Below are 25,702 nucleotides of genomic sequence, written 5' to 3' on the forward strand. Positions count from 1 at the left end.
GACAGCGCGTGGCCACCGCCGCGCCGCCAGCTCGACACCCGCCGCCAGGGTTACCGATCACCGGCGCGCGCCTCGATGCCGATCACGTCCCGTGTTCCCGTCACGCTTCCGCGAGGAGTTCGTCATGACCGCTGCGCCCGAATCCGCCGGCACCGCCACCGACATCACCGACGAGGAGATCTTTCTCAGCCATGTCGGCGGCAAGCTCGAGGTGGGGCTCACCGCACCCCTCGAGACGGTCCGCGACCTGTCCATCGCGTACACCCCCGGCGTCGCGAAGGTCAGCCGCGCCATCGCCGCCGACCGCGACCTGGTGAACCAGTACACCTGGACCGAGCGTCTGGTGGTCGTCGTCAGCGACGGCTCCGCGGTGCTGGGACTCGGCGACATCGGCCCGCGGGCGTCCCTGCCGGTGATGGAGGGCAAGGCCGCGCTGTTCAAGAAGTTCGGCGGGCTCGATTCCATCCCGTTGGTGCTCGACACCAACGACGTCGACGAGATCGTCGAGACCCTCGTGCGCCTGCGCCCGAGCTTCGGCGCCGTGAACCTCGAGGACATCTCGGCGCCGCGGTGCTTCGAGATCGAGCAGCGGCTCGTCGAGGCCCTCGACTGCCCCGTCATGCACGACGACCAGCACGGCACGGCCATCGTGGTGCTCGCGGCGTTGCAGGGCGCGGTGCGGGTGCAGGGGCGCGGGCTCGGCGCGCTGCGCGTCGTCATCTCGGGTGCGGGCGCCGCCGGCGTCGCGTGCGCCAACATTCTGCTGGCCGCGGGCGTGTCCGACGTCGTGGTCCTCGACTCGCGCGGCATCGTCGAGTCCGGCCGCGACGACCTCACACCCGTCAAGGCCGACCTCGCCGCGCGGACCAACCCGCGGGGTCTGCGCGGCACCACCGCCGACGCGCTCGCGGACGCCGACGTGTTCGTCGGCGTCTCGGCGGGCACCGTCGCCCACGAGGCGATCGCGTCGATGGCGCCGAATTCCATCGTCTTCGCCCTGTCGAACCCGGACCCGGAGATCCACCCGGACGACGCGCGTCGTCACGCGGCGATCGTGGCCACCGGCCGCAGCGACTTCGCCAACCAGATCAACAACGTGCTGGCGTTCCCCGGCGTGTTCCGCGGTGCCCTGGACGCCGGCGCGCGGCGGATCACCGAGAACATGAAGTTGGCGGCGGCCGGCGCGATCCTGTCCGTCGTGGGCGACGATCTCGCGGCGGATCGCATCGTGCCCAGCCCGCTCGACCCGCGGGTGGCACCGGCCGTGGCCGCGGCGGTCGCCGAGGCGGCGCGCCGGGACGGAGTGGTCTGACCCACCGCGCCCGCCCCGCGCGTCAGATGCGCGGGGTGCGGCGCAGTCGGCCGGTGCCCGGCATCGAGGCCCACACGGCCAGCGCCCACAGACCGTCCGCCACGAGGGCGAGGACGGCGACGAGGATGGCGCCGACCACCACGCGGTCGTAGCTGTACAGCGCGAGACCGTCGAAGATGTAGCGCCCCAGACCGCCGAGGTTGACGAACGCCGCCACCGTCGCCGTCGCGATGACCTGCAGCGTGGCGTTGCGCAGACCCCCCAGGATCAGCGGCAGTGCCACCGGCACCTCCACCCGGAAGAGCACCTGGCGTTCCCGCATCCCCATGGCGCGGGCGGCGTCGACCACCGTGGCGGGCGCGTTGGCCACCCCGGCGTAGGTGCCCGCGAGAATCGGCGGGATGCCGAGCAGGACGAGCGCGAGGATGGGCGGCACCAGTCCGAGGCCCAGCGCCAGCACCGCGAACGTCAGGACACCCAGCGTGGGCAGCGAGCGCAGGCTGTTGACCAGACCCACGATCACCACCTCGCCGCGACGCCGGTGGCCGACGGCCAGTCCGAGCGGAACCGCGACGGCCGCCGAGATCACGACGGCGAGCAGGCTGTACCAGGCGTGTTCGAGCAGACGGGTGCCGATGCCGACACCGCCCGACCAGTTGGCGCCGTCGAGGATGTAGGCGACGGCGTCGGAGACGATGCTCATGTCGGTTCTCCCACGGCGGCGCGATCGGTGGTCACCCGGCTACCGCGGCGGCGCCGGCCGGTCCGGGTCCACGGAGTGAGCGCCCGCCCCACCAGGTAGAGCGCCGCGTCGAAGAACAGCGCCAGGACCACGATCGCGATGATGCCCGCCAGGATCTGGTCGGGGAAGTTGCGCTGGTACCCCTGCGTGAACAGCTGGCCCAGGCCGCCGATGCCGATCACCGATCCCACCGAGACGAGCGAGATGTTGGTGACGGCGACGACGCGTACGCCGGCGGTCAGCACCGGCAGGGCGAGCGGGAGTTCGACCGCCACGGTCCGCCGGAGCCGACCGAAACCCATGGCCGTCGCGGCGTCGACGACCTCGGGCGGGACGGAGTCCAGGGCCTCGGGGACGGCGCGGATGAGCAGCGCCGTGGAGTACACCGTGAGGGCGATGACGACGTTGAGCGGATCGAGGATCCGCAAGCCCGCGATGAGCGGCACCGTCACGAACAGCGCGAGCGAGGGGATGGTGAACGCGATGCTGGCGACCACCAGCGTCGACCGCCGCGCCCACCGCGACCCCCGGACGATCGAGCCGACCGGCACCGCGATGACCAGGCCGATCAGCAGCGGCAGCAGAGACAGGTAGAGGTGAGTCCGGGTGAGGTCCAGGACCGTGTCGACGTTCTCGATCAGCCAGCGCATCAGCCGGTGGCCGGCCCGGACTCGGTGAACGCCCGGCTCCGCTCGCTCGCCTCGGTGTCGCGTTGAGCGGCGAGCACGGCGAGCACCTCGGTGGCGTCGATCCCGCCGAGGACGGACCCGTCTCGGCGCACGGCGACACCGATGCCGGACGGGGAGGAGATGGCCGCATCCAGCGCCTGGCGCAGATCGCCGCCCTCCGGGAACAGCGACCCGCCGGCGGCGGTGGACTCGTCGAGCGAGCGACCGGCGCGGACGCCCTCGAGACCGGTCACGTCCATCCAGCCGCGCGGCCGGTCGGCGTCGTCGACCACGAGCACCCATTCGCTCGGCTCGAGACGCACCTCCGTGGCCGACTCCGCGCGCGTCGTGGCGAGGGGATGCAGCGGCACCGACGACCCGTCGCGGAAGGACAGTCCGCGGTAACCGCGGTCGCGACCGACGAACGAGGCGACGAAGTCGGTGGCCGGTGACGACAGCACCCGATCCGGCGTGTCGTACTGCTGCAGCACCCCGCCCGTCCCGAACACCGCGATGCGGTCACCGAGACGGACGGCCTCGTCGATGTCGTGCGTGACGAACACGACGGTCTTCTTCAGCTCCGCCTGCAGGCGGAGCATCTCGTTCTGGAGGTCCTCCCGCACCACGGGATCGACGGCGCTGAAGGGCTCGTCCATCAACAGGATCGGGGGATCGGCCGCGAGCGCGCGGGCCACGCCGACCCGCTGTTGCTGACCACCGGACAGCTGGGCGGGGTAGCGGGTGGCGAGCGCGGCGTCGAGGCCGACCCGCTCGAGCACGGCCATCGCGTCACGACGGGCCTGCCGACGCGACGTCCCGGTCAGCACCGGCACCGTCGCGACGTTGTCGACGACGGTGCGGTGGGGCAGCAGACCGGCGCTCTGGATGACGTAGCCGATACCGCGGCGCAGGGTGACGGGGTCGACGGACGCGACGTCGCGACCGTCCACCTCGATACGACCCGACGACGGGGCGATCATGCGGTTGATCATCCGCATCGAGGTGGTCTTGCCGCACCCGGACGGGCCGACGAACACCGTGAACGCACCCTCGACGATCTCGAGATCGAGACGGTCGACCGCCGTCGTGCCGTCCGGGAACTGCTTGGTGACCCCGTCGAACCGGATCACTGGACCGGCTTGTCCAATCCCTGCTCGGCGACCCAGGCGGACGCGGCCGCGGCGGGCTCGGTCTTGTTCTCGCCGGACACCTCCTGGTTCAGCGCGAGCAACTCGACGGTGGTCAACTTCTCCGACACAGCGTTCAGCACTGCGGTGAGCTTGTCCGAGGCCTTCGACGAGTTGTAGACCGGAACCACGTTCTGGGCCGGGAAGTTGTTGTCCGGGTCCGCGAGCGCGACCAGGTCGTTCTCGACGATGGCCGGCGTGGTGGTGAAGAGGTTCGCCGCCGTGATCTCGCCGGAGACCAGCGCCGCCACCGTGGCCGGCCCGCCGCCGTCTGAGATCGGGACGAAGTTGGCCGCGGGGATGTCGACCCCGTACTTGTCGCGCAGGCCGGGCAGGCCGACCGGGCGTTCCGCGAACTCCGGCGGTCCGCCGAACCGGACCTCGCCGGCGTAGGGCGCGAGGTCGCTGATGTTGGTCAGGTTCCACCGCTCCGCGGTCTCCCGCGTGACGACGACGGCGTCCTTGTCCTCGGCCGGAGCCGGGGTGGAGGCGGCCAGGGTGTCCGGCAGCGCCTCGGTCAGCGCCGCGGAGACCTCGTCCGACGCCGTGGCCGTGGCCTCGGGGTCCAAGTAGAGCAGCAGGTTGCCGGTGTAGTCCGGAATGAGGTCGATCGAGCCGTCCTGCACCGCCGGGATGTACGCCTCGCGGCTGCCGATGGACAGGCGCGTACTGGCGTCGAATCCGTTGGCGCGCAACGCGTCCGCGTAGATGTTGGCGATGATCTCGGACTCGGTGAAGTTGGCGGAGCCGACGACGATCGCGTTGGTGTCACCGCCGCTGCCGCCCTCGCCACCACTGCTCAGCGGGTTCGATTCACCGCCGCCGCACGCCGACAGAGCCAGCGCGGCGGACGCGACCAGAGCGGTGGTGGCCAGGCGCACCGATCCGCGACGAGGGAGACGGGTGCGACGTGTCGTGTTCACCGGCCGAGTGTAACGATAGGCACCGACATGCACAGGCGTCGGCGCATATTCGGCTCGGACGGTCCCGCCGGCGGACCGACACGGCGGACCGACACGGCGGAGGAACACGGGTGAAGCGACGGGCAGCGGCGGTGGGCGTCGGCGTCGTGCTGCTGACGGTGTGCGGCACCGGATGCGGCACGGGGGAGCCGAGCAGCGCCGCGTCCCGCTCGGCTTCGGCCCCGATCACCGTGGCCGACACCGGTTCTCCGGCCGGGACCACCCTCGCCGCGATCTACCGGGCGGCACTGCTGCGTGGCGGTACCGACGCCGTCGTCGTGCCGACCCGGGACCTGTCCGACGCTCTGGCCGCGCTCGACGACACGCGCGTGTCGCTGCTGCCCGCGTTCTCCGGTGCCGCACTCGCCCTGCTGAATTCGTCGTCGGACGCGCGGACCGCCGAGGACGTCCACGAGGCGCTCGCCCGATCGCTGCCGGACTGGCTGACGGTGTCCGATGCCGCCACCGCCGCCGACGACGTCGTGGTGCGCACGTCGGCGCCGGTGACCGGCGCCGCGACCCTGTCCGCGTTCGCACCCGCCTGCGCGGGCCTGACGGTGACGGTCCCGGGGGAAGCCGGGGAGGGCATCCTGTCCACGCTCGACGACGTCTACGGCTGCCGGTTCGCGGGCACGGTCGATCGGGGCGGGGACGTCACGATCGGGCGGGCGGTGACGGCGCCCCTGCCGACGGGCGAGTCCGGAACGGGCACGACCCTGACCGACGATCGCGCGGCCTTCGCCGCGCAGGAGGTCGCGCCGCTCGTTCGCAAGGGTGCGCTGGACGACGCGGCCGCCGCGGCCCTCGAGACGGTGGCGGGGGAGTTGACCACCGCGGACCTGGCCGCGGCGACGCGGCGGGTGGACGCGGGCGAGCCCGCGGACGTCGTCGCGCAGCAGTGGGTGGACGAGGTCGGCGGCCGCTGACCCGGCGGCCCGGCCGTCAGGCCGGCGTCACGTGCGCTCGGACGAACGCACCGATCTGCCGCACCGCCTCGCGAGCGGGCTCGGTAATCGTGGCCTGCAGATGGGCGACGTGCCACAGGTCGGGATAGTCGGTGAGCGTGGTGGGCACGCCGGCCCGTCGCAACGCCTCGACGTACCGCAGCACCTGGGGGCGCAGGATCTCCGCGGTGCCCACGTGCACGAGCGTCGGGGGGAAGCCCGTCGGGACGCGGTGCGCGGGTGCGTACCCGGGGTCCGCGGGGTCGCCGGCGCCGAGGTAGTCGGCCGCGGATCGTTCGAGCCAGCGTCGGTCGAGCAGGAGGTCACGATCGGCCGGGAAGTCGCGGTCGGCGGGATCGGTCCACGGTGAGATCAGGACCAGGCAGGCCGGGACGAGACCACGGTCGACCAGCGCCGCGGTGACGGCAGCGGCCAGACCGCCGCCGGCGGAATCGCCCACCACGGCGATCGAGGAGAGGTCCCGCCCCTCGGCGACGAGGGCGTCGACGACGGCGAGCGCATCCTCGATCGCCGCGGGGTACGGGTGTTCGGGGGCGAGTCGGTAGTCCACCGCGACGACGCGCGTGTCGCTGTCCTGCGCGAGCGTCGCGGTCAGCGCTCGATGGGTCCGCGGCGATCCGGCGACGTAGGCGCCGCCGTGCAGGTAGAGCACCGTGGTCGGCCGCACGGTGGCGCCGACGGTCACGTACTCCACCGGGACACCGCCGAGCCGATCGGCCCGCGTGACGGTGCCGTCGGGAAGCGGCAGTCCCGCCGCGAGGACCTCGAGCACACGGCGATGCACCGCGGTCGGGAGGCGCGGGGACAGGGCGAGACGGAAGATCGCCCCCACTGCCCGCGAGACCACGGGCAGGGGGAGCGACATCGGCGGTACGCGCACGGGGCTCAGGCGATCGGCTTCGGCATGACGCGACCGGACAGCTTAACCACGATGTCCTGGTAGTGCGGCCCGACGACGCGGACGAGCGCGTCGAGTGCCCGCGCGTCGGCGCCGATGAGCACGCGGGCCTTGTCCTTCTGCACCCCGGTGAGGATGGTGCGCGCCGCGGCCTCCGGCGAGGTGCGGGCGAGCTTGCGGTCGAAGAACTCGGCGACCGATCGCTGGTCGTGGTCCCCGGTGACCGTGGCGTTGCGGGCGATCGCGGTCTTGATGCCTCCCGGGTGCACGCAGGTCACGCGCACGGGGTGGTGGGCGATGAGCATCTCCTGGCGCAGGGCCTCGGTGAAGCCGCGGACGGCGAACTTCGCCGCGTTGTAGGCGGACTGCGAGGGGATCGCGAGCAGACCGAAGAGGCTGGAGACGTTGACGACGTGACCGTCCCCGGACTCGATCAGGTGGGGGAGGAAGGCCTTGGTGCCGTTGACGACGCCCCAGAAATCGACGTCGAGGATGCGCTCGAAGTCCTTGAACTCGGTGCGCTCCACGTCACCGTGATGCGCGATGCCGGCGTTGTTGTAGATCTGGTTCACCGCACCGAAGTGGCCGCGCACTGTCTCGGCGTAGTCGAGGACGCTGCCGCGCTCGCTGACGTCGAGGTGATCGCTGCGGACCTCGGCGCCGCGTGCCGTCACAGCGGACACCGTCTCGGCCAGGCCGACCGAATCGACGTCGGACAGCGCGAGGCGCGCACCGCGCGACGCCAGATCGAGCGCCAGGGCTCGGCCGATGCCCGAGCCCGCGCCCGTGACGACGGCGACGCGGCCGGAGAATTCGCTCATCGTGCTGTCGCTTTCGTCGTGAGGTCGGCGGGATCGGTGTCGTTCCGGGTGGTGTCCGGAGCGGGCGTGCCGAGGGCCGAGGGAGTGGGGTCGGCCTGCGTCGACGCCAGATCGGTCGCGGCCACCGCATCATAGGCCTCGAGGTCGAACTGCTTGGTGATCCGGCGGAACTCGAAGGTGAAGTCCGGCCACAGCGTGGTGTTGTTGCCGTGCTTGTCCAGGTACCAGGAGGCGCAGCCGCCGGTGAGCCAGACGGACTTGCCCAGCTTCTGCTGCAGATCGGCGTTGTACCGGTCCTGCACGTCCCGGCGCACCTCGACGACCCCGAGATCGTGGCGTTCCATGGTGTTCAGGGCGTCGATCACGTAGTTCAGCTGCGACTCGATCATGAACACCATCGAGGTGTGACCGAGGCCCGTGTTGGGGCCGACGAGGAAGAACAGGTTGGGGAAGCCGGCGACGGCGGCGCCCTTGTATCCCTGCTGGCCACGCTCGTCGAACACCTCGGCGAGCGAACGGCCGTCGCGGCCGAAGATGCCCTGGAAGGTGGGCGAATCGGTGACGTGGAACCCGGTGGCCACCACCAGGGCGTCGATCTCGCGCTCCGTGCCGTCCTTCGTCACGATGGAGTGCTCGCGCACCTCGGCGATGCCGTCGGTGACCAGGTCGACGTTGGGACGGCTGAGGGCCGGGTAGTAGTTGTTCGAGATCAACATGCGCTTGCAGCCGATGCGGAAGTTCGGCATGACCTTGCGCCGCAGCTCCGGGTCGCTGATGCCGCGGGCGATCTGCCGACGCGCGATGAACTCGAAGACCTTCATCAGGGCGGGCGCCTTGGCCAGACCCACGACCTGCGTCTCGCGCGCGGCGTAGATGCCGGTGCGGGAGAGGCGCTGGAACCCGGGGACGTACTTGAAGGCCGCGCGCTCGAGGGCGGTGTACTCCCGGTCGAGGCGGGGGAGCACCCACGGCGCGGTGCGCTGGTAGACGTCGAGGTGGGCGACCTCGGGGGCGATGGCCGGCACGATCTGGATGGCCGACGCGCCGGTGCCGATGACGGCCACGCGCTTGCCGCGCAGGCTGGTCTCGTGATCCCACTGGGCGGAGTGGAAGATGTCGCCGCGGAAGTCGGTGATGCCGGGGATGTCCGGCAGGTTCGGCTCGCTCAGCGCGCCGACGGCGGACACCAGCTTCGACGCGGTGAACGCGCCCTGCGTGGTCTCGAGGTCCCACTGCGCCGTGGCCTCGTTCCACCGGGCGGACTCGACGTGGCAGTCGAAGACGTGCCGGTCGTACACGCGGTGCTCGCGGGCGACCTTCTCGATGTAGCGCTGGATCTCCGGCTGCCGGGAGAACGAGCGCGTCCAGTCGGGGTTGAGCGCGAACGAGTACGAGTAGAGGTGCGACGGCACGTCGCAGGCGGCGCCGGGGTAGGTGTTGTCACGCCAGGTGCCGCCGACGTCCGACCCACGCTCGAGCACGAGGTAGTTCGAGTTGCCCTGCTGGCTGAGTTTGATCGCAGCGCCCAATCCGGCGAAGCCGCTGCCGATGATGATCGTGTCGACGTACCGCGCAGCGACAGCGTCGGTATCTGTTACTGGATGACTCATGCATCGAAGATTAGAGGCTTGTTGAGCGATGGTCAACAGTTGTTGACCGATATTCAGTAGTATGGGCGGCATGAAGCGGACCAGGCTGAGCCCCGACGAGCGGCGGTCACAGCTCATCGAGCTCGGCGTGCGGATGCTCTCCGATCGCCCACTGTCCCAGATCTCCGTCGACGAGATCGCCGATCAGGCGGGGGTGTCGCGGGGTCTGCTCTTCCACTACTTCTCGTCGAAGGACGAGTACCACCTGGCCATCGTCGAGCACATCAGCCGGGAGATGCTCGACTCCACCGCGCCGCCGGACGGGCTCGGACCCATCGAGACGTTGGCCGCCACCCTCACGGCCTACGTGGACTACGTCTCGGAGAACCGCACCACCTACGTCTCCCTCCTGCGCGGCACCGCGGCCGGCGATCCCGCCACCCGCGCGGTCTTCGAGCGCACGCGCGATGCCATGGCCGATCGGACGCTCGCCCAGTTGCCGCTGGTCGGTATCGAGCCGACCCCGGTGATCCACCTCGCCATCCGCGGGTGGATCGCGTTCTGCGAGGAAGCCACGGTCCACTGGCTGCGGGACGAGCAACTCTCCCGCGAGGAGGTCATCGCGCTGCTGACCCGAGCCCTCCCGGCGGTGGCCCTCGCGCCCGACGACGCGGCCGAACTCCTGGCGGAACGCTCGACCGCGTCGTAGCGATACACGCGGTCTACGGGGGAGCGCCGCGGAAGTACCGTGAGGCGGCAGTACCGTGAGCACGGACCACGAACTCCGGCGTGCACGCCGAAGACCGATGACGAGAGGACGGCCGTCGATGGGCGCGCAGATCACAGTTCCGAGCGAGACGCGACACTCGGGCATTCTCGGGCTGGGTGCGTACCGACCCGAGCGGGTGGTGACCAACGAGGAGATCTGTCGGACCATCGACTCCTCCGACGAGTGGATCCGTACCCGCACGGGCATCGAGACGCGACGGTTCGCGGGCGAGAACGAGAACGTCGTGTCGATGTCCATCGAAGCGGGGCGTCGCGCCCTCGCCAACGCGGGCGTCGACCCGGCCGAGATCGGCTGCGTCGTCGTCGCCACGTCCACGCACCTGCTGCTCACCCCGCCCGCTGCCTCCATCGTCGCCGACGCCCTCGGCACCGGCGGTCCCGGCGCGTTCGACCTCGGCGCCGGGTGCGCCGGGTTCTGCTACGGCCTGGCCCTGGCCTCGGACATGATCCGCGCGGGGACGGCGGACAAGGTGCTCGTCATCGGCGTCGAGCACCTGTCGGTGACCACGCGTCCCGACGACCGCGGCACGCGCATGATCTTCGGTGACGGCGCCGGCGCCATGGTGATCGGCCGCACCGACGAGCCGGGGATCGGACCGGTCGTCTGGGGCTCGGACGGTTCGCAGTCCGACGCGATCAAGCAGGACAAGGACTGGCTGCAGTACTTCGCCGACCTGAAGGCCGACCCCAACGCGGACCGCCCGTGGATCGCGATGACCGGCATCGCCGTGTTCCGCTGGGCCGCCTTCGAGATGGCCAAGGTCGCCCGCGAGGCACTCGACAAGGCCGGGATCACCGCGGCCGACCTCGACGTCTTCGTTCCCCACCAGGCCAACTCGCGCATCACCGACCTGCTGGCCAAGAGCCTCGAGCTGGCCGACGACGTCCCCGTGGCCAACGACATCGCCGAGGCCGGCAACACCTCGGCCGCCTCGATCCCGCTGGCCGTCGAGGAAGTGCTGCGGACCGGCAAGGCCGCCGAGGGCGACACCGCGCTCGTGCTCGGGTTCGGCGCCGGCCTGTCCTACGCCGGCCAGGTCATCACCCTGCCCGCCGCGCCGAAGGACTGATCCGGACCGACCGGACGACGAAGGGCCGCACCCCGATCGAGGGTGCGGCCCTTCGTCGTTACGCGGTGAGATCAGCCGTTGAAGGCGGTCTCGATGATCTCCTGCTGCTCCACGGCGTGGACCTTGCTCGAGCCCGACGACGGCGCCGACATCGGACGACGAGAGACGCGCTTGATGCCCGACAGACGCTCGGGCAGCAGCTCCGGGAACGCGAGGCCGAAGGTCGGCCACGCACCCTGGTTGGCCGGCTCCTCCTGGACCCACCGGTACTCGGTGGCGTTGGGGTAGCCGTCCAGCGCCTCGGCGATGCGACGGTTCGGAATCGGGTAGAGCTGCTCGACGCGCACGATGGCGACGTCGTCCCGCTTGTTCTTCTGCTTGTACGCCAGCAGCTCGTAGTAGAGCTTGCCGCTGACCATGAGCACACGCTCGACCTTCGACCGGTCACCGTCACCGGACTCGTAGGTGGGCTCGTCGAACACCGAGTGGAACTTGCCGTCGGTGAAGTCCTCGATGTTGCTCACCGCGGCCTTGTTGCGGAGCATCGACTTCGGGGTGAACACCACCAGCGGACGCTGGATGCCGTCACGGGCGTGGCGACGCAGCAGGTGGAAGTAGTTCGCCGGCGTCGACGGCACCGCCACGGTCATCGAGCCCTCCGCGCACAGCTGGAGGAAGCGCTCGATGCGACCGGACGTGTGGTCCGGGCCCTGGCCCTCGTGGCCGTGCGGCAGCAGCAGCACGACGTCCGAGAGCTGACCCCACTTGGCCTCACCGGACGAGATGAACTCGTCGATGATGGACTGCGCACCGTTGACGAAGTCGCCGAACTGCGCCTCCCACAGCACCAGCGCGTCGGGGTTGCCCACCGAGTAGCCGTACTCGAAGCCCACCGCCGCGTACTCGCTGAGCGCGGAGTCGTAGACCAGGAACTTGCCGGGGTTGTCGCTGCCGATGTTGTGCAGCGGCGTGTACTCGGCGCCGGTCTTGCGGTCGATGATCACCGAGTGGCGCTGGGTGAAGGTGCCGCGGCGGGTGTCCTGGCCGGACATGCGGACCAGCTTGCCCTCGTCGATCAGCGTGCCCAGAGCGAGCAACTCGCCGAACGCCCAGTCGACCTTGCCCTCGTAGGCCATCTCGCGCCGCTTGTCCAGCACGGGCTGGACACGCGGGTGCACGGTGAAGCCGTCGGGCACGTTCACGAACGCGTCGCCGATGCGGTGCAGGACCGACTTGTCGACGGCGGTGGTCAGCTTGTGCGGGATCTGCTGATCCATCTCCACCGACTCGCTGGGCTCCGGGGCGTACTTCTCGAGCTCGCGCACCTCGTTGAAGACGCGCTCGAGCTGGCCCTGGTAGTCGCGGAGTGCGTCCTCGGCCTCCTTGAGGGAGATGTCGCCGCGGCCGATCAGCGCCTCGGTGTAGCTCTTGCGGACGCTCCGCTTGGTGTCGATGACGTCGTACATCGCCGGCTGGGTCATCGAGGGGTCGTCGCCCTCGTTGTGACCGCGACGGCGGTAGCAGATCATGTCGATCACGACGTCCTTGTGGAACTTCTGACGGAAGTCCACCGCGAGACGCGCGACCCAGGCGCAGGCCTCGGGATCGTCACCGTTGACGTGGAAGATCGGCGCGCCGATCATCTTGGCCACGTCGGTGCAGTACTCGCTCGAGCGCGAGAACTCCGGTGCCGTCGTGAAGCCGACCTGGTTGTTGACCACGATGTGCACGGTGCCGCCGGTGCGGTAGCCGCGCAGCAGCGCGAGGTTCAGCGTCTCCGCCACCACGCCCTGACCCGCGAAGGCCGCGTCGCCGTGCAGCATCAGCGGCAGCACCGAGAAACCGTCGCGGCTGTCGCCCTTGTCGAGCATGTCCTGCTTGGCGCGCACCAGACCCTCGAGCACCGGGTCGACCGCCTCGAGGTGCGAGGGGTTGGCGGTGAGCGAGACCTTGATGTCGTTCTCGCCGAACATCTGGATGTAGTTGCCCTCGGCGCCGAGGTGGTACTTCACGTCACCGGAGCCGTGTGCGGCGGCCGGGTTCATGTTGCCTTCGAACTCGGTGAAGATCTTCGAGTACGGCTTGCCGACGATGTTCGCTAGCACGTTGAGCCGGCCGCGGTGCGGCATGCCGATGACGACCTCGTCGAGCGTGTGCTCGGCGGACTGATCGATCACCGAATCCATCATCGGGATGACCGACTCGGCGCCCTCGAGCGAGAAGCGCTTCTGACCGACGTACTTGGTCTGCAGGAAGGTCTCGAAGGCCTCGGCCGCGTTGAGCTTGCTCAGGATGTACTTCTGCTGCGCGACGGTCGGCTTGACGTGCTTGGCCTCCACCCGCTCCTGGAGCCAGGCGACCTGCTCCGTCTCGAGGATGTGGGTGTACTCGACGCCGACGTGGCGGCAGTACGAGTCGCGCAGGACGCTCAGCACGTCCCGCAGCTTCATCCGGTCCTCGCCGTGGAAGCCGCCGACCGCGAACTCGCGGTCGAGGTCCCACAGGGTCAGGCCGTGGCTGATGACGTCGAGGTCCGGATGCATCCGGAACTTGTCCTTGGTGAACATGAGCGGATCGGTGTCCGCCATGAGGTGGCCGCGGTTGCGGTACGCCGCGATCAGCTCGAGGACGCGGGTGTTCTTGTCGACGGTGCCCGTGGGCAGGTCACGACGCCAGCGAATGGGCTCGTAGGGGATGGCGAGCCCGTGGAAGATCTCGTCGTAGAACTCGTCGCTGATCAGCAGGTTGTGGATCGTGCGCAGGAAGTCGCCCGACTCCGCACCCTGGATGATGCGGTGGTCGTACGTCGAGGTCAGCGTCATCAGCTTGCCGACGCCCAGCTCCGCCAGGCGCTCGTCGCTGGAACCCTGGAACTCGGCCGGGTACTCCATGGCGCCGGCACCGATGATCGCGCCCTGGCCGTTCATCAGACGCGGCACCGAGTGCACCGTGCCGATGGTGCCGGGGTTGGTCAGCGAGATGGTGACGCCGGAGAAGTCGGCAGCCGTGAGCTTGCCGTCCCGAGCGCGACGCACGATGTCCTCGTACGCGGTGTGGAACTGGGTGAAGGACATGCTCTCGCAGCCCTTGATCGCCGCGACCACCAGCGAGCGCGACCCGTCCTTGCCGGGCAGGTCGATCGCGAGACCGAGGTTGGTGTGCGCCGGGGTCACCGCGTTCGGCTTGCCGTCCACCTCGGCGAAGTGCCGATTCATGTTCGGGAACGCCTTCACGGCCTGCACGATCGCGTACCCCAGCAGGTGGGTGAACGAGATCTTGCCGCCGCGCGTGCGCGCGAGGTGGTTGTTGATGACGAGGCGGTTGTCGATCATCAGCTTCGCCGGGATCGCACGCACGGACGTCGCCGTGGGGATCTGCAGCGAGGCGGACATGTTCTTCGCGACCGCGGCCGCCGCACCGCGCAGCACCTTCGACGTGTCCTCGGCGGGCGCGTCGGCGGCGGGCTTGCCGGAGGCAGCCTTGTCGGCGACAGCCTTGTCGGCGACAGCCTTCGCAGGCGTCGCGGACTTCGCGGCGGGCTTGGTGGGCTCGCTCTTGGGCGCCGGCTCGTCGGTCTTGGGCGCGGGGGCCTTCTCGGCCTTCGGCGCCGGCTTCTCGGCGGGCTTGTCCGCCTTCGGTTCGGCCTTCTCGGCCTTCGGGGCGGGTGCTGCAGCACTGCCGTTACCGGAAGATGCTGCCCCGCTGGTGGACTCGCGTCCGGTCGCGGGATCGCCGCCACCGTTCTGTTCGGGGGTGTAGTCGGCGAGGAACTCGTGCCAGCTCTCGTCGACCGAGGAGGGGTCGGTCTTGAAACGTTGGTACATTTCGTCGACCAGCCACTGGTTCTGTCCGAACTGTGTAGTAGAACTGCTGCTCACGGCAGGTGTTCGCCTCGTTTCCTTCTTGTTCTCGCTCAGCGCACGGCCACTCCAGGTTAGACCTTCCGGTCCGTGCTCGCGCCGCCGCATCGGGCGTGTGACCGGCTTCACCGCAGTGTGGTCGACTCATCGTGGCCGATGTCGATGTGGTCTGCATCACGTTCGGCCGATTCTCGCCCCTCGGTGATCTCCCACAGCGCCGCGTAGAAACCTCCGGAGCGGATCAAGGTCTCGTGCGGTCCGCTCTCGACGATGCGCCCGTCGTGCACCACCACCACGACGTCGGCCCGGGCAGCCGTCGCGAGCCGATGCGCCACCACCACGGCCGTGCGCCGACGCGTGACGGTACGACTCGCGTTCAGCACCGCACGCTCGGTGGCGGGATCGAGGGTGGCCGTGGCCTCGTCGAGCAACAGGATGTCGGGGTCGACCAGTTCGGCCCGCGCCAGGGCGACGAGCTGACGGGCGCCCGCGGACAGTCCGCGACCGCGTTCGCCGACCGGGGTGTTCATTCCGCGTGGCAGTGCCGCCACGAGGGGGAGAGCCCCGACCGCGCGCGCCGCGGCCTCGATGTCCGCCCGGGTCGCGTCGGGCCGGCCGAACGCGATGTTGGACGCCACCGTGCCGCCGAAGAGGTGCGCCTCCTGCGGCACCACCCCGAGCCGACGCCGATACGCGGTCAGCGGTCGTGTTCGCAGGTCGACACCGTCGACCAGCACCCCGCCCGACGTCGGGTCGTAGAACCGTGCGATCAGCTTGACCACCGTCGACTTGCCCGCGCCGGTTCGGCCGACCAGCGCCACCGTGGACCCGGCCGGAACGGTCAGCGACACGTCCGTGAGGGCGTCGCGCTCAGCGCCCTCGTAGCGGAAGCCCACCGCGCGCAACTCGACGTCTCCGGCGAGTCGACCCTCGCCGTCGGGTGCTGCGCCGCCGGCAGTCGACTCCGCGGCGGACTCGAGGGAACTGCGCGTCGCGAGCAGGGCCGCGATCCGGGTGAGACCGACGGAGGCCTGCTGGTAGCCGTCGAACACCTGCGAGAGCTGCTGGATCGGCCCGAACAGCAGACCGAGGTACAGGACGAAGGCGACCAGGGTGCCGGGCGTGGCGCTGCCCTCGGCCACGCGGTGTGCGCCGACCAGCACCACCGCGGCCAGCGCGACGTCGGACAGCGCGGTGATGAAGGGGAAGTAGACGGAGATGGCGCGCTGCGATCGCATCCGGCTGGTCCGGTAGGACCAGGACCGCGTCCGGAACGCGGCGCGCGCCGCCTCCTCGAACCGCGCGGCCTGGGCCACGCGCAGGCCGGTCACGTTCTCCTGGAACTCCGCGTTCACCGACGAGATGCGTTCACGCGAGGTGGCGTACGCACGCGAGGAGATACGGCGGAACACCACCGTCGCGACGACGAGGATCGGCAGGACGGACAGGGTGACCGCGGCCAGCACTCCGTCGGTCAGCAGCAGCGCGACCGACACTCCGATCACCGTCACCAGGGCGACCACCGCGGTCGACAGGCCGGTCTGCAGGAACGACGACAGGGCGTCGACGTCCGTGGTCATCCGCGTCATGATGCGGCCGGACAACTCCCGCTCGTAGTAGTCGAGGCCGAGCCGCTGCAGATGGGCGTAACTCCGGACGCGGAGGGAGAACAGCACAGTCTCGCCGGCGCGCGCGGTGGTCACCGTGAGCGCTCGGACCACCAGCCAGTCCGCCGCGACCAGCGCCAGGGCGAGGCCCGAGATCCCCGCGAGGACCGCGAGGTTCCGCTCGGCGGCACCGTGATCGACGGCGATCCGCACGATCGACGGGAACGCGACGGTCACGGCCGAGTCGAACGCGAGGAAGGCCGCGACCAGCACCAGCAGCCCTGCCACCGGGGCCAGGGTGCGGCGCAGCGCGAAGGGCGACCGATCGGTGCGGGCCGCGTCGGCGTCGACGGTGGGACGGTCGTCGGCGGCGGGCAGCGCGGCGACGGCGGCGGCGATCTCGGGTCCGGCCATGCTCCCGCCGAGGGCGGACCCCGCGCCGTGGGCGCCCGGCCCGCCGGATGCGGTGGGTGGGGTGGATGCAGTGGGTGCGGCGGACTCCCCGGACTGCACGGACTCCCCGTCCTCCCCGGCCTCGGGCCACAGGTCGACCGGCGCGGACGGTTCGGGGTCACGCGCCGCGGCGTCGTCGCCGGACATCAGGGCGCCGGACATCAGAGCGCGAAACAATGCACACCGGACGTCGAGTTCGGCCTCGGTGCCCGAGTCGACCACGCGGCCCTCGTCGAGCACGACGATGCGGTCGGCGAGCGTCAGCGTGGACCGCCGGTGGGCCAACACCACCGTCGTCGGGCGGAACGTGTCGGCGCCGGCCTCGCCGAGTCGGGCGTACACGGTCGCCTCGGTGTGGGCGTCGACGGCGGACGTCGCGTCGTCGAGGACGAGCACGCGCGGACGGGCCAGCAGGACGCGAGCGAGCGCGAGACGTTGCCGCTGCCCGCCGGACAGGGTGAGGCCGCGCTCGCCGACCTCGGCGTCGAGGCCGCCGGGGACCCGCTCGACGACGTCGTCGGCCGCCGCGCGGCGAACGGCGTCGCGCACCTCGTCCTCGCTCGCGTCCGGTCGGCCCAGGGCGACGTTCTCCCGGATGGTGCGGGAGAACAGGAACGGCTCGTCGAACGCGACTCCCACCGCGCCGCGCAGCGCGGCGGCGTCGACGTCCGCGATGTCCACCTCGCCGGCCGGCGAGGTGAGGGAGATCGTGCCCTCGGTGGGCCGGTAGAAGCGGGGGATCAGCATCGACAGGGTCGACTTGCCGCTGCCCGACGGCCCGACCACGGCCACGGTCTCACCGGGCGCGACGTCGAGATCCAGGCCGGTCAGCACCGGCCGATCGTCGTCGTAGCCGAAGCGGACGCCGCGCAGCCGCAGGCCGAGCGGCCCGTCCGGAACCGGGGTCGCCGCCGGGGGATCGGGGTCGGCAGGTTCGGTGTCGATCACGTCGTACACGCGCTCGATCGCCGCGCGGGACAGCTGAGCCATCACCACCACCGAGGTCAGCGTGCGCGTCACCGCGGCGAGGGTCACCACGTAGCTCGCGAAGGCGAGGAACGTTCCCACGGTGATGTGGTCGGACAGCGTCAGCCAGCCGCCCAGCGCGATCACCCCGACCAGTCCGAGTTGCGGGAGTGCGGCCATGCCCGGGGCGAACCGCGCGTTCACCCGCGCCGCGCGCAGACGCTCGGCGAAGAGGCGGCGGCCGATGTCGGTGAGGACGTCGACGGCTCGCCGTTCCTGCCCGAAACCCTTCACCACGCGGACGCCGGTGACGGTCTCCTCGACGTGGCTCGCCAGTTCCGCCGCACGTTGCTGGGCCGACCAGGTCGCCGCGTAGAGCTGCGGTCGACGGCGGACGACGAGCACGGACATCGCGGGCACCACCGCCAGAGCCACCAGCGTCAGCGGCGGCGAGAGCGTGAGCATGATGCCGAGGGCCAGGACGAACTGCAGCACCGCACCGGCGGAGAGCGGCACCATCGCCAGTAGGCCCTGCACCAGCTGCAGGTCGCTGATCGACCGGGACACGACCTGACCGACGGCGATCTCGTCCTGCCGCGGGCCGTCGAGTCGCAGCAGCGTGGCCATGAGCCGCTGCCGCAGGTCGTGCTGGACGTCGACCGAGAGAGCGCCCGCGAGCAGCCGTCGTCCGAACTGGCAGGCGAAGCGCACGACGGCGAGAGCGACGATGGCGCCGGCGACGAGGCCGAGCGTCTCGGTTCGCGACGCCGTGGCGTCGTCGACCGCGATCCGGGTGAGCAGCGGGAAACAGACGTCGACACCGGCCGCCACGAAGGTGACGATCAACGCCCCCACCGCCGTGCGGCGATGGCGGAAGCAGTCGGTGGCGAGTCGCCGGATCCAGCCGACGCGCTCAGTGTCGATGGCGGGTACCGCTCACGCCAGGTCTCGTCTCGACAGGCGCCACCAGCCCGCACCGGCCAGTCCGACGGCCCACAGCAGCAGGCAGACCGCCGCCGCGCCGAACGGGAGCACGAGGTCGCCGGGGCCCTGCCCGCGCGCGATCGTCCCGACGGTCGCCAACCCGGGGAGCAGGCGCACCACGGCGTCGGCCCCGATTCCGTTCAGCACCACCGCGACCACCGTCTCGCCGAGCGGGAGCCACGCGACCAGCGCCACGGCGCTCCACGTCGGTGAACCCGTCAGCAGGCCGAGTCCGCACCCGATCGCACTCCACAGCACTCCGGCGGCCACGGCCGCGAGGAGCAGTCCCACGGCGTCCGAGGCGCTCACGGAGACCACGTCACCGCCGACGGCCGCGAGCGAGAGCAGGGCCGCCGCGACCGACACCACCGCGTACGACGCCCCGACGCCCGCGCAGACCGTCAGTTGGGCCGAGACCACCCGCCCACGGCGAGGGACCGCGACCAGGGATGTCGCCAGTGAGCCGTGGCGCAGGTCGCCCGCGGTGTGCACGGCGCCGAACACCGCCGCGAACAGCACCACAGCGCCCACCGTGACCGCGGCGGCGAGTGTCACCGCGAGCGATCCCGCGTCGGAGAAGTCGGCCAGCAGTTCGGAGGAGGCGATGGCCCCGTAGAACAGTCCGGACAGGAACCCGATCACCACCGGGGGCAGCGCCAGAGCCCACCACGACCGCAGGGACGTCGCCTTGCGGACCTCGGATCGCAGCAGGTCGGCTGCCCCGACGGTCACGACCGCGGTCCCGTCATCGCCAGGAAGATCTGCTCGAGGTCGACGGCGGCGTCGACGATGCCGAAGACGTGAACGCCGGCGCCGCGGGCGATCTCGGCCACCCGGTCGGCGGCCGGCCCGGTGACGACGAGGCGGCCGTCCACGCCGAGGATCGCGTCGGTGTGACCGGCGGCGGCCAGTGCCAGCGCCAGAGCGGCGGGGTCGGCGCACGCGACGACGACCCGTGCCGGGTACAGCGCGGCGAGGTCGGCGAGACTGCCACGGAACGCCACGCGTCCCGCCGCCATGATCACGAGGTGGTCGACCGTGCGCTCGATCTCGCGGACGAGGTGACTCGACAGCAGGACCGAGCGGCCGGATCGGGCGTACGCGGTCAGGAACCCGCGCAGCCAGACGATGCCCTCCGGATCGAGACCGTTGGCGGGCTCGTCGAGCACGAGTACGGCCGGATCGCCCAGCAGTGCGGTGGCGAGGGAGAGGCGCTGCCGCATCCCCAGCGAGTACGTACCGGTCCGGCGGTGGGCGACCTCGCGCAGCCCCACCAGCGCCAACACCTCCTCGATGCGCGCATCCGACGCGGCGACCACGGGAGCGACGCACCGCAGATGCGCACGCGCCGTGCGCCGCGGGTGGGCGCCGCGGCCGTCGAGCACCGCACCGACGACGCGGCCGGGCACCGGGTGCGCCCCCAGCGGGGCACCGGACACCTCGGCGGTTCCGCTGTCGGGAAGCACCAGCCCCAGCAGCATCCGCAGGGTGGTGGACTTGCCGGAGCCGTTGGGTCCCAGGACGCCGGTGACCGATCCCGCCGGAACCTCGAACGACACGTCGTGCACGGCGTCGACGCCGGGATAGGACTTGCTCAGCCCGCGGGCGACGACGGCGGGCGGGCCCGCCGGAGCGCTCACCGTGGCGGCTCGACCGGCGGCGCGGACGCGTCGGGCCATGCGGCGGGCGGCGGCCCGAACGCCTCACGCGCATTCGTGATCACGGTCTTGCCCAGCGCGCGGTTGCCGGCGCCGCCGACGGCGGCTCCGATGCCCGCGGGCAGCATGGTTCCGAGCATCACGGCACCGCGGCGCGCCGCGAACTTCTGCACGAACTTGGTGATCAGACGCTTGTTCAGCCCGGAGAGGTTGGCTCCGCCGGGGATACCGGCGGACAGCATCTTCCCGACGTTCCCGGTGCGGCCGAGGCTGCGCTGCACGATCTCCTTGCCCGAGTCGCCGAGAGCGACCGCGAGGACCAGCGCCTTCCGACGGTCGTGGTCCGTCACCGCGATGCCGTGCACGGACGCGACCGACAGCGTCAGCAGCGCGGCGGCCTCGAGGAAGAACGCGGTCTCGCCGCCGACGGCCGCGATGGACGCCACCGTGCCCACACCCGGAATCGCGGCCGTGGCACCGGCCGCGCCCCCGCTCGACGTCACGGCGCCCAGGAACAGCTTCTCGAGGCGCGTGACGATCTGCTGGGGCGACTCCTCGGGATGGGCCCGGCGGAGTCGCCACACGTACTTCTCGACGGCCGGCGCCTGCAACCGACTCGCGTTGTCCAGCACGGACGACACCGCACGCTCGACTCGACCCGGTTGCTCAGCCATCGACCCCGCCCATCGATCACGCTCCGTCTCGTTCCGCACTTCCGTCACCGTCGACACCGTTCTACCGTGAGGCGGTGACATCCGCGGCCGGTGGTGTGCGCGTCGGGCTCTCCGAGGGTGCCGTGCGGCGCCCGGCTCCGTTGCTGCGGCCCTACGTGCGGAGCTACCAGGGATACCGGCTCAGCGGGTTCGACGCCGGTGAGCACGTCGGGCTGCCGTCCGATTCGATCACCGTGATCCTGCCGTTCGACCGCCCACTGCGCGTGGTGCGCCCGGCCGTCGCCGACCAGGCGCCGGGGGAGTTCGCCGCGCTCGCGTCGGGGCTGGGCACCGCACCCGTCGTGATGGGGCACGACGGCGCCGAGCACGGCATCCAGATCTCGTTCACGCCCGCCGGTACCCGAGCCGTCCTCGGCGTGCCGCCCGCGGCGCTCGGCCAGTGGATGGTGCCGCTCGTCGACCTCCTCGGTTCCGACGCCGCCGAGGACACCGCCGAGTGCGAGTCGCCGAGGCTGGCGGACGTCGCCGCCCGGTGCGGCTTCTACGACCAGGCCCATCTGGCTCGGGAGTGGCGTGCGCTCGCCGGATCCGCGCCGTCCGTCTGGCGTCGCGACGAGAAGTTCGCATTCGGTTAAGACGAGAGCCTCGCGGTCGAGTCAGGATCTCGGTCATGAGCAATTCGACGAACGACACGACAGCGAACGACACGAACCCCGGCTTCTCGACGTGGCCGGCTCTGCGCTACCGGGACGCGCGCGCCGCGATCGCCTTCCTCACCGACGTGCTCGGATTCGAGGCCGTCGCCGTGTACGGCGAGGGCGACCGCGTCGATCACGCGGAACTCCGGTGGATCGGGTCCGGGGGAACGCCCGGCGGGGTGATGCTCGGGTCCGTGCGCGAGGACAGCACCATCGCGGGCCTGCCGGCCGGGGTCGGCGCGGTGTACCTCGCCGTGGACGAGGAGGCGATCGGGGCGCTCTTCGACCGCGCGCGGCAGTCGGCCGGACGCGTCGTCGAGGCCCTGTGCGAGGAGGATCACGGTGGGCGCGGGTTCACCGTGCTCGATCCGGAAGGCGTGCACTGGTCCGTCGGGACCTACGCGGGACACGTCGGCTGACCGGACTCGTCGGGCGGTGCAGGGTGGCAGAGGCCCGGACGCATTTGGTAGGCCCGCGACCGACCCGGTAGTATCGAACGTCGGTGCGCTCACGCGTGCCTGCACGAGTCGGAGACGACGGAGTCAATTCTAGGTGTGACACGCCAGGATCGCGGAGGACATGGCAAAGAAAGACGGCGCAATCGAGGTCGAGGGTCGAGTGGTCGAGCCCCTGCCCAATGCGATGTTTCGCATCGAGCTGGAGAACGGTCACAAGGTGCTCGCTCACATCAGCGGCAAGATGCGGCAGCACTACATCCGCATCCTCCCCGAGGATCGCGTCGTGGTCGAGCTCTCCCCGTACGACCTGACGCGTGGACGAATCGTCTACCGCTACAAGTAACAGCAGTCCCCGGTTCCTCGCGAGCCGGGGATCAACCATGTCCGAAGCTCGTCACCGGTTCGCCGGTCACGGGGGCCGGGCACGACCAGGAGATCGAACAGACGTGAAGGTCAACCCGAGCGTCAAGCCGATCTGCGAGAAGTGCAAAGTGATCCGCCGCAACGGCCGGGTCATGGTCATCTGCGACAACCTGCGCCACAAGCAGCGTCAGGGCTGATCGACCCCCTCTCGAAGATCTACTTGGCACCACCGCCAGAAGAAGACCTCCCAGCACCAGCCACCCACACGCGGGTGGTGCACCCTCGGCCGCGGAGGCCGGGGCCCCGAGCACACACGTATGGGGACGGACCGGGAGCAGACCTCCGCACGAATGAAGGAACCGCCACATGGCACGTCTAGCCGGTGTGGATCTTCCGCGCGAGAAGCGCATGGAGATCGCACTCACCTACATTTACGGCATCGGCCGTACCCGGTCGCACGAGATCCTCGCGGCCACCGGCGTCAGCCCGGACCTGCGCAGCAAGGACCTCACCGACGAGGACCTGACCAAGCTCCGCGAGTACATCGAGGAGTCGCTCAAGGTCGAGGGCGACCTGCGCCGCGAGGTGCAGGCCGACATCCGACGCAAGATCGAGATCGGCTGCTACCAGGGCCTTCGCCACCGTCGTGGTCTGCCCGTCCGTGGACAGCGCACGAAGACCAATGCGCGCACCCGCAAGGGACCGAAGCGCACCATTGCCGGCAAGAAGAAGGCGAAGTAATGCCCCCGAAGTCACGCACCTCCGGTCCGAAGAAGACCCAGAAGACGCGCCGCAGGGACAAGAAGAACGTCCCGCACGGCAGCGCGCACATCAAGAGCACGTTCAACAACACGATCGTGTCGATCACCGATCCGAGCGGCAACGTCATCTCGTGGGCGTCGTCGGGTCACGTGGGCTTCAAGGGCTCGCGCAAGTCGACTCCGTTCGCTGCTCAGCTCGCGGCCGAGAACGCTGCGCGCAAGGCGCAGGAGCACGGCGTGAAGAAGGTCGACGTGTTCGTGAAGGGTCCCGGCTCCGGCCGCGAGACCGCGATCCGTTCGCTCCAGGCGGCAGGCCTCGAGGTCGGCACCATCTCCGATGTCACCCCCCAGCCGCACAACGGCTGCCGTCCGCCCAAGCGCCGTCGCGTCTAGCGGGAAGGAACCAACAGAACATGGCTCGTTATACCGGACCCATCACCCGCAAGTCGCGTCGTCTGCGCGTCGACCTCGTCGGAGGCGACCAGGCCTTCGAGCGTCGCCCCTACCCGCCCGGCCAGCACGGCCGCGCGCGGATCAAGGAGAGCGAGTACCTGCTCCAGCTGCAGGAGAAGCAGAAGGCACGCTTCACCTACGGCGTCATGGAGAAGCAGTTCTCCCTGTACTACAAGGAAGCCAACCGCCTCAAGGGCAAGACGGGTGAGAACCTGCTGCGCATCCTCGAGACGCGTCTGGACAACGTCGTCTACCGTGCGGGCCTCGCCCGGACGCGTCGTCAGGCACGCCAGCTGGTCACGCACGGCCACTTCTTGGTCAACAACAAGAAGGTCGACATCCCCAGCTACCGCGTCTCGCAGTACGACATCATCGACGTCCGCGAGAAGTCGCTGAGCACCCTCCCGTTCCAGATCGCCCGTGAGACCTACGGCGAGCGTCCGGTTCCGGGGTGGCTGCAGGTCGTGCCGAACCGCCTCCGCATCCTGGTCCACCAGGAGCCCGAGCGCGCGCAGATCGACATCCCGCTGCAGGAGCAGCTCATCGTCGAGTACTACTCGAAGTAAGACGTGCCCGTCCTGTGAGCCTTGCGTGCATCCCCGTGATGCACGCAAGGCTCGCAGGCGGTTCGTCGCCCCCACCACGAGCGTCATATAGCGGACGCTCATTCCAGGAGGACATCAATGCTCATTTCTCAGCGACCCACGCTGACCGAAGAGGTCATCGCTGACAACCGCTCGAAGTTCGTCATCGAGCCCCTCGAGCCTGGCTTCGGGTACACCCTCGGCAACTCGCTCCGCCGCACCCTGCTCTCGTCGATCCCCGGCGCTGCTGTCACCAGCATCCGCATCGACGGCGTCCTGCACGAGTTCACCACCGTCCCCGGGGTGAAGGAAGACGTCACCGACATCATCCTGAACCTCAAGGGACTCGTCGTGAGCTCCGACGAGGACGAGCCGGTCACCATGTACGTCCGCAAGCAGGGCCCGGGCACCGTCACCGCCGGCGACATCGTGCCGCCGGCCGGCGTCACCGTGAACAACCCGGACCTGCACATCGCGACCCTCAACGACAAGGGCAAGCTCGAGATCGAGCTCGTCGTCGAGCGGGGCCGCGGCTACGTGCCGGCCGTGCAGAACAAGGCCTCGGGTGCCGAGATCGGCCGTATCCCGGTCGACTCGATCTACTCGCCCGTGCTCAAGGTGACCTACAAGGTGGAGGCCACTCGCGTCGAGCAGCGCACCGACTTCGATCGGCTCGTGCTCGACGTCGAGACCAAGAACTCCATCACCGCTCGGGACGCGCTCGCTTCGGCGGGCAAGACCCTGGTCGAGCTGTTCGGGCTGGCCCGTGAGCTCAACGTCGAAGCAGAAGGCATCGAGATCGGACCCTCGCCCGCCGAGGCCGATCACATCGCCTCCTTCGGTCTGCCGATCGAGGATCTGGACCTCACCGTCCGGTCCTACAACTGCCTCAAGCGCGAGGGTGTGCACACCGTCGGCGAGCTGGTCGGTCGCACCGAGTCGGACCTGCTGGACATCCGCAACTTCGGACAGAAGTCCATCGACGAGGTCAAGGTCAAGCTGCACTCGCTCGGCCTCTCGCTCAAGGACAGCCCGGCGACCTTCGATCCCAGCACCGTTGCCGGGTACGACGCCGCCACCGGAACCTGGAGCGACACCGACGGCAGCGTGAGCGACGCCGACGGAGCCGAGCAGGACTACGCCGAGACCGAACAGCTCTGACGCGTACGCGTTCCGAGCA

General features: G+C 70.3%; 24 protein-coding genes. 12 read left to right on the plus strand and 12 right to left on the minus strand.

What is annotated here, in order from left to right:
• Positions 1–124 precede the first annotated feature (124 nt).
• Positions 125–1,312, plus strand: coding sequence for an NAD(P)-dependent malic enzyme (locus tag HQ603_RS02860; protein ID WP_222682820.1), 1,188 nt, complete (start codon positions 125–127; stop codon positions 1,310–1,312).
• 22 nt (positions 1,313–1,334) lie between these two features.
• Here the strand turns inward: HQ603_RS02860 and HQ603_RS02865 are convergent, their stop codons facing one another.
• Genes HQ603_RS02865 through HQ603_RS02880 form a run of 4 tightly spaced genes read right to left on the minus strand, consistent with a single transcriptional unit; the run spans position 1,335 to position 4,832 of the window.
• Positions 1,335–2,015, minus strand: a complete 681-nt coding sequence (locus HQ603_RS02865; protein ID WP_222682821.1) for an ABC transporter permease — start codon at positions 2,013–2,015, stop codon at positions 1,335–1,337.
• Complete coding sequence (locus HQ603_RS02870) at positions 2,012–2,704, minus strand: ABC transporter permease (RefSeq protein WP_222682822.1); 693 nt, start codon at positions 2,702–2,704, stop codon at positions 2,012–2,014. The genes HQ603_RS02865 and HQ603_RS02870 overlap by 4 nt, the downstream gene beginning before the upstream one ends.
• Positions 2,704–3,852, minus strand: coding sequence for an ABC transporter ATP-binding protein (locus HQ603_RS02875; RefSeq protein ID WP_222682823.1), 1,149 nt, complete (start codon positions 3,850–3,852; stop codon positions 2,704–2,706). The genes HQ603_RS02870 and HQ603_RS02875 overlap by 1 nt, the downstream gene beginning before the upstream one ends.
• A complete protein-coding gene (locus tag HQ603_RS02880; RefSeq protein WP_222682824.1) occupies positions 3,849–4,832 on the minus strand; it encodes an ABC transporter substrate-binding protein in 984 nt (327 codons plus the stop codon). Before HQ603_RS02880 ends, HQ603_RS02875 begins: the two co-directional genes overlap by 4 nt.
• Before the next feature lie 110 nt (positions 4,833–4,942).
• Between HQ603_RS02880 and HQ603_RS19080 the strand changes: the two genes are divergently transcribed.
• Positions 4,943–5,797 (plus strand): glycine betaine ABC transporter substrate-binding protein, encoded by an 855-nt coding sequence (locus HQ603_RS19080; RefSeq protein WP_222682825.1) that lies wholly within the window; start codon positions 4,943–4,945, stop codon positions 5,795–5,797.
• Between the two features lie 16 nt (positions 5,798–5,813).
• Here HQ603_RS19080 and HQ603_RS02890 read toward each other — a convergent pair whose 3' ends face one another.
• The 3 genes from HQ603_RS02890 to HQ603_RS02900 are packed head-to-tail and all read right to left on the minus strand — an operon-like array spanning position 5,814 to position 9,165.
• On the minus strand, positions 5,814–6,701 hold the full coding sequence (locus HQ603_RS02890; protein WP_222683230.1) for an alpha/beta hydrolase: 888 nt from the start codon (positions 6,699–6,701) through the stop codon (positions 5,814–5,816).
• Between the two features lie 20 nt (positions 6,702–6,721).
• Positions 6,722–7,555 (minus strand): SDR family NAD(P)-dependent oxidoreductase, encoded by an 834-nt coding sequence (locus HQ603_RS02895; RefSeq protein WP_222682826.1) that lies wholly within the window; start codon positions 7,553–7,555, stop codon positions 6,722–6,724.
• Positions 7,552–9,165 carry a flavin-containing monooxygenase gene (locus HQ603_RS02900; RefSeq protein ID WP_222682827.1) on the minus strand — a complete coding sequence of 538 codons (1,614 nt, stop codon included), beginning with the start codon at positions 9,163–9,165 and terminating at the stop codon, positions 7,552–7,554. The genes HQ603_RS02895 and HQ603_RS02900 overlap by 4 nt, the downstream gene beginning before the upstream one ends.
• A gap of 61 nt (positions 9,166–9,226) precedes the next feature.
• Here HQ603_RS02900 and HQ603_RS02905 point away from each other — a divergent pair, with 61 nt between their 5' ends.
• Positions 9,227–9,853 carry a TetR/AcrR family transcriptional regulator gene (locus HQ603_RS02905; RefSeq protein ID WP_222682828.1) on the plus strand — a complete coding sequence of 209 codons (627 nt, stop codon included), beginning with the start codon at positions 9,227–9,229 and terminating at the stop codon, positions 9,851–9,853.
• Between the two features lie 118 nt (positions 9,854–9,971).
• Positions 9,972–11,003 carry a beta-ketoacyl-ACP synthase III gene (locus tag HQ603_RS02910; protein WP_222682829.1) on the plus strand — a complete coding sequence of 344 codons (1,032 nt, stop codon included), beginning with the start codon at positions 9,972–9,974 and terminating at the stop codon, positions 11,001–11,003.
• 71 nt (positions 11,004–11,074) lie between these two features.
• On the opposite strand, the gene HQ603_RS02915 is transcribed toward HQ603_RS02910, so the two are convergent.
• From HQ603_RS02915 to HQ603_RS02935, 5 genes are all read right to left on the minus strand, one after another.
• On the minus strand, positions 11,075–14,881 hold the full coding sequence (locus tag HQ603_RS02915; RefSeq protein ID WP_222682830.1) for a multifunctional oxoglutarate decarboxylase/oxoglutarate dehydrogenase thiamine pyrophosphate-binding subunit/dihydrolipoyllysine-residue succinyltransferase subunit: 3,807 nt from the start codon (positions 14,879–14,881) through the stop codon (positions 11,075–11,077).
• Between the two features lie 107 nt (positions 14,882–14,988).
• The gene (locus tag HQ603_RS02920; protein ID WP_222683231.1) at positions 14,989–18,813 is read right to left on the minus strand and encodes an ABC transporter transmembrane domain-containing protein; all 3,825 of its coding nucleotides are present in this window, start codon (positions 18,811–18,813) and stop codon (positions 14,989–14,991) included.
• Positions 18,814–18,825: 12 nt separating this feature from the next.
• Positions 18,826–19,605 carry a hypothetical protein gene (locus HQ603_RS02925; protein WP_222682831.1) on the minus strand — a complete coding sequence of 260 codons (780 nt, stop codon included), beginning with the start codon at positions 19,603–19,605 and terminating at the stop codon, positions 18,826–18,828.
• Positions 19,602–20,513 carry an ABC transporter ATP-binding protein gene (locus HQ603_RS02930; protein WP_222682832.1) on the minus strand — a complete coding sequence of 304 codons (912 nt, stop codon included), beginning with the start codon at positions 20,511–20,513 and terminating at the stop codon, positions 19,602–19,604. Before HQ603_RS02930 ends, HQ603_RS02925 begins: the two co-directional genes overlap by 4 nt.
• Entirely contained in the window at positions 20,510–21,205 is a 696-nt protein-coding gene (locus HQ603_RS02935; protein WP_222682833.1) for a hypothetical protein, read from the minus strand. Before HQ603_RS02935 ends, HQ603_RS02930 begins: the two co-directional genes overlap by 4 nt.
• Positions 21,206–21,279: 74 nt before the next feature.
• Between HQ603_RS02935 and HQ603_RS02940 the strand changes: the two genes are divergently transcribed.
• The 8 genes from HQ603_RS02940 (at position 21,280) to HQ603_RS02975 (ending at position 25,683) form a co-directional block, all read left to right on the plus strand.
• On the plus strand, positions 21,280–21,840 hold the full coding sequence (locus tag HQ603_RS02940) for a helix-turn-helix domain-containing protein (protein ID WP_308126334.1): 561 nt from the start codon (positions 21,280–21,282) through the stop codon (positions 21,838–21,840).
• 35 nt (positions 21,841–21,875) lie between these two features.
• Positions 21,876–22,322, plus strand: a complete 447-nt coding sequence (locus HQ603_RS02945) for a VOC family protein (protein WP_222682834.1) — start codon at positions 21,876–21,878, stop codon at positions 22,320–22,322.
• A 160-nt stretch (positions 22,323–22,482) separates the two neighbouring features.
• On the plus strand, positions 22,483–22,704 hold the full coding sequence (gene infA, locus HQ603_RS02950; protein ID WP_005140011.1) for a translation initiation factor IF-1: 222 nt from the start codon (positions 22,483–22,485) through the stop codon (positions 22,702–22,704).
• Positions 22,705–22,807: 103 nt separating this feature from the next.
• Entirely contained in the window at positions 22,808–22,921 is a 114-nt protein-coding gene (gene rpmJ, locus HQ603_RS02955; RefSeq protein ID WP_013127970.1) for a 50S ribosomal protein L36, read from the plus strand.
• 169 nt (positions 22,922–23,090) lie between these two features.
• Positions 23,091–23,465 carry a 30S ribosomal protein S13 gene (rpsM, locus tag HQ603_RS02960; protein ID WP_068102254.1) on the plus strand — a complete coding sequence of 125 codons (375 nt, stop codon included), beginning with the start codon at positions 23,091–23,093 and terminating at the stop codon, positions 23,463–23,465.
• Complete coding sequence (gene rpsK, locus HQ603_RS02965) at positions 23,465–23,878, plus strand: 30S ribosomal protein S11 (RefSeq protein ID WP_068102252.1); 414 nt, start codon at positions 23,465–23,467, stop codon at positions 23,876–23,878. Before rpsM ends, rpsK begins: the two co-directional genes overlap by 1 nt.
• Positions 23,879–23,898: 20 nt before the next feature.
• Positions 23,899–24,504, plus strand: a complete 606-nt coding sequence (rpsD, locus tag HQ603_RS02970) for a 30S ribosomal protein S4 (protein WP_068102250.1) — start codon at positions 23,899–23,901, stop codon at positions 24,502–24,504.
• A gap of 117 nt (positions 24,505–24,621) precedes the next feature.
• Positions 24,622–25,683, plus strand: a complete 1,062-nt coding sequence (locus tag HQ603_RS02975; protein ID WP_068102248.1) for a DNA-directed RNA polymerase subunit alpha — start codon at positions 24,622–24,624, stop codon at positions 25,681–25,683.
• Positions 25,684–25,702: the final 19 nt, after the last annotated feature.

Source organism: Rhodococcoides corynebacterioides (genome assembly GCF_019834675.1).
Classification (GTDB): Bacteria; Actinomycetota; Actinomycetes; order Mycobacteriales; family Mycobacteriaceae; genus Rhodococcoides; species Rhodococcoides corynebacterioides_A.

Bases quoted from the DNA above. Each gene is read 5' to 3' on its own strand.
- rpsD (WP_068102250.1), top strand. From the start codon at position 23,899: ATGGCTCGTTATACCGGACCCATCACCCGCAAGTCGCGTCGTCTGCGC.
- HQ603_RS02935 (WP_222682833.1), bottom strand. From the start codon at position 21,205: ATGGCTGAGCAACCGGGTCGAGTCGAGCGTGCGGTGTCGTCCGTGCTG.
- rpsK (WP_068102252.1), top strand. From the start codon at position 23,465: ATGCCCCCGAAGTCACGCACCTCCGGTCCGAAGAAGACCCAGAAGACG.
- HQ603_RS02865 (WP_222682821.1), bottom strand. From the start codon at position 2,015: ATGAGCATCGTCTCCGACGCCGTCGCCTACATCCTCGACGGCGCCAAC.
- rpsM (WP_068102254.1), top strand. From the start codon at position 23,091: ATGGCACGTCTAGCCGGTGTGGATCTTCCGCGCGAGAAGCGCATGGAG.
- HQ603_RS02945 (WP_222682834.1), top strand. From the start codon at position 21,876: ATGAGCAATTCGACGAACGACACGACAGCGAACGACACGAACCCCGGC.
- HQ603_RS02895 (WP_222682826.1), bottom strand. From the start codon at position 7,555: ATGAGCGAATTCTCCGGCCGCGTCGCCGTCGTCACGGGCGCGGGCTCG.
- HQ603_RS02975 (WP_068102248.1), top strand. From the start codon at position 24,622: ATGCTCATTTCTCAGCGACCCACGCTGACCGAAGAGGTCATCGCTGAC.
- HQ603_RS02870 (WP_222682822.1), bottom strand. From the start codon at position 2,704: ATGCGCTGGCTGATCGAGAACGTCGACACGGTCCTGGACCTCACCCGG.
- HQ603_RS02860 (WP_222682820.1), top strand. From the start codon at position 125: ATGACCGCTGCGCCCGAATCCGCCGGCACCGCCACCGACATCACCGAC.
- HQ603_RS02890 (WP_222683230.1), bottom strand. From the start codon at position 6,701: ATGTCGCTCCCCCTGCCCGTGGTCTCGCGGGCAGTGGGGGCGATCTTC.
- HQ603_RS02910 (WP_222682829.1), top strand. From the start codon at position 9,972: ATGGGCGCGCAGATCACAGTTCCGAGCGAGACGCGACACTCGGGCATT.
- infA (WP_005140011.1), top strand. From the start codon at position 22,483: ATGGCAAAGAAAGACGGCGCAATCGAGGTCGAGGGTCGAGTGGTCGAG.
- HQ603_RS02905 (WP_222682828.1), top strand. From the start codon at position 9,227: ATGGGCGGCATGAAGCGGACCAGGCTGAGCCCCGACGAGCGGCGGTCA.
- HQ603_RS02900 (WP_222682827.1), bottom strand. From the start codon at position 9,165: ATGAGTCATCCAGTAACAGATACCGACGCTGTCGCTGCGCGGTACGTC.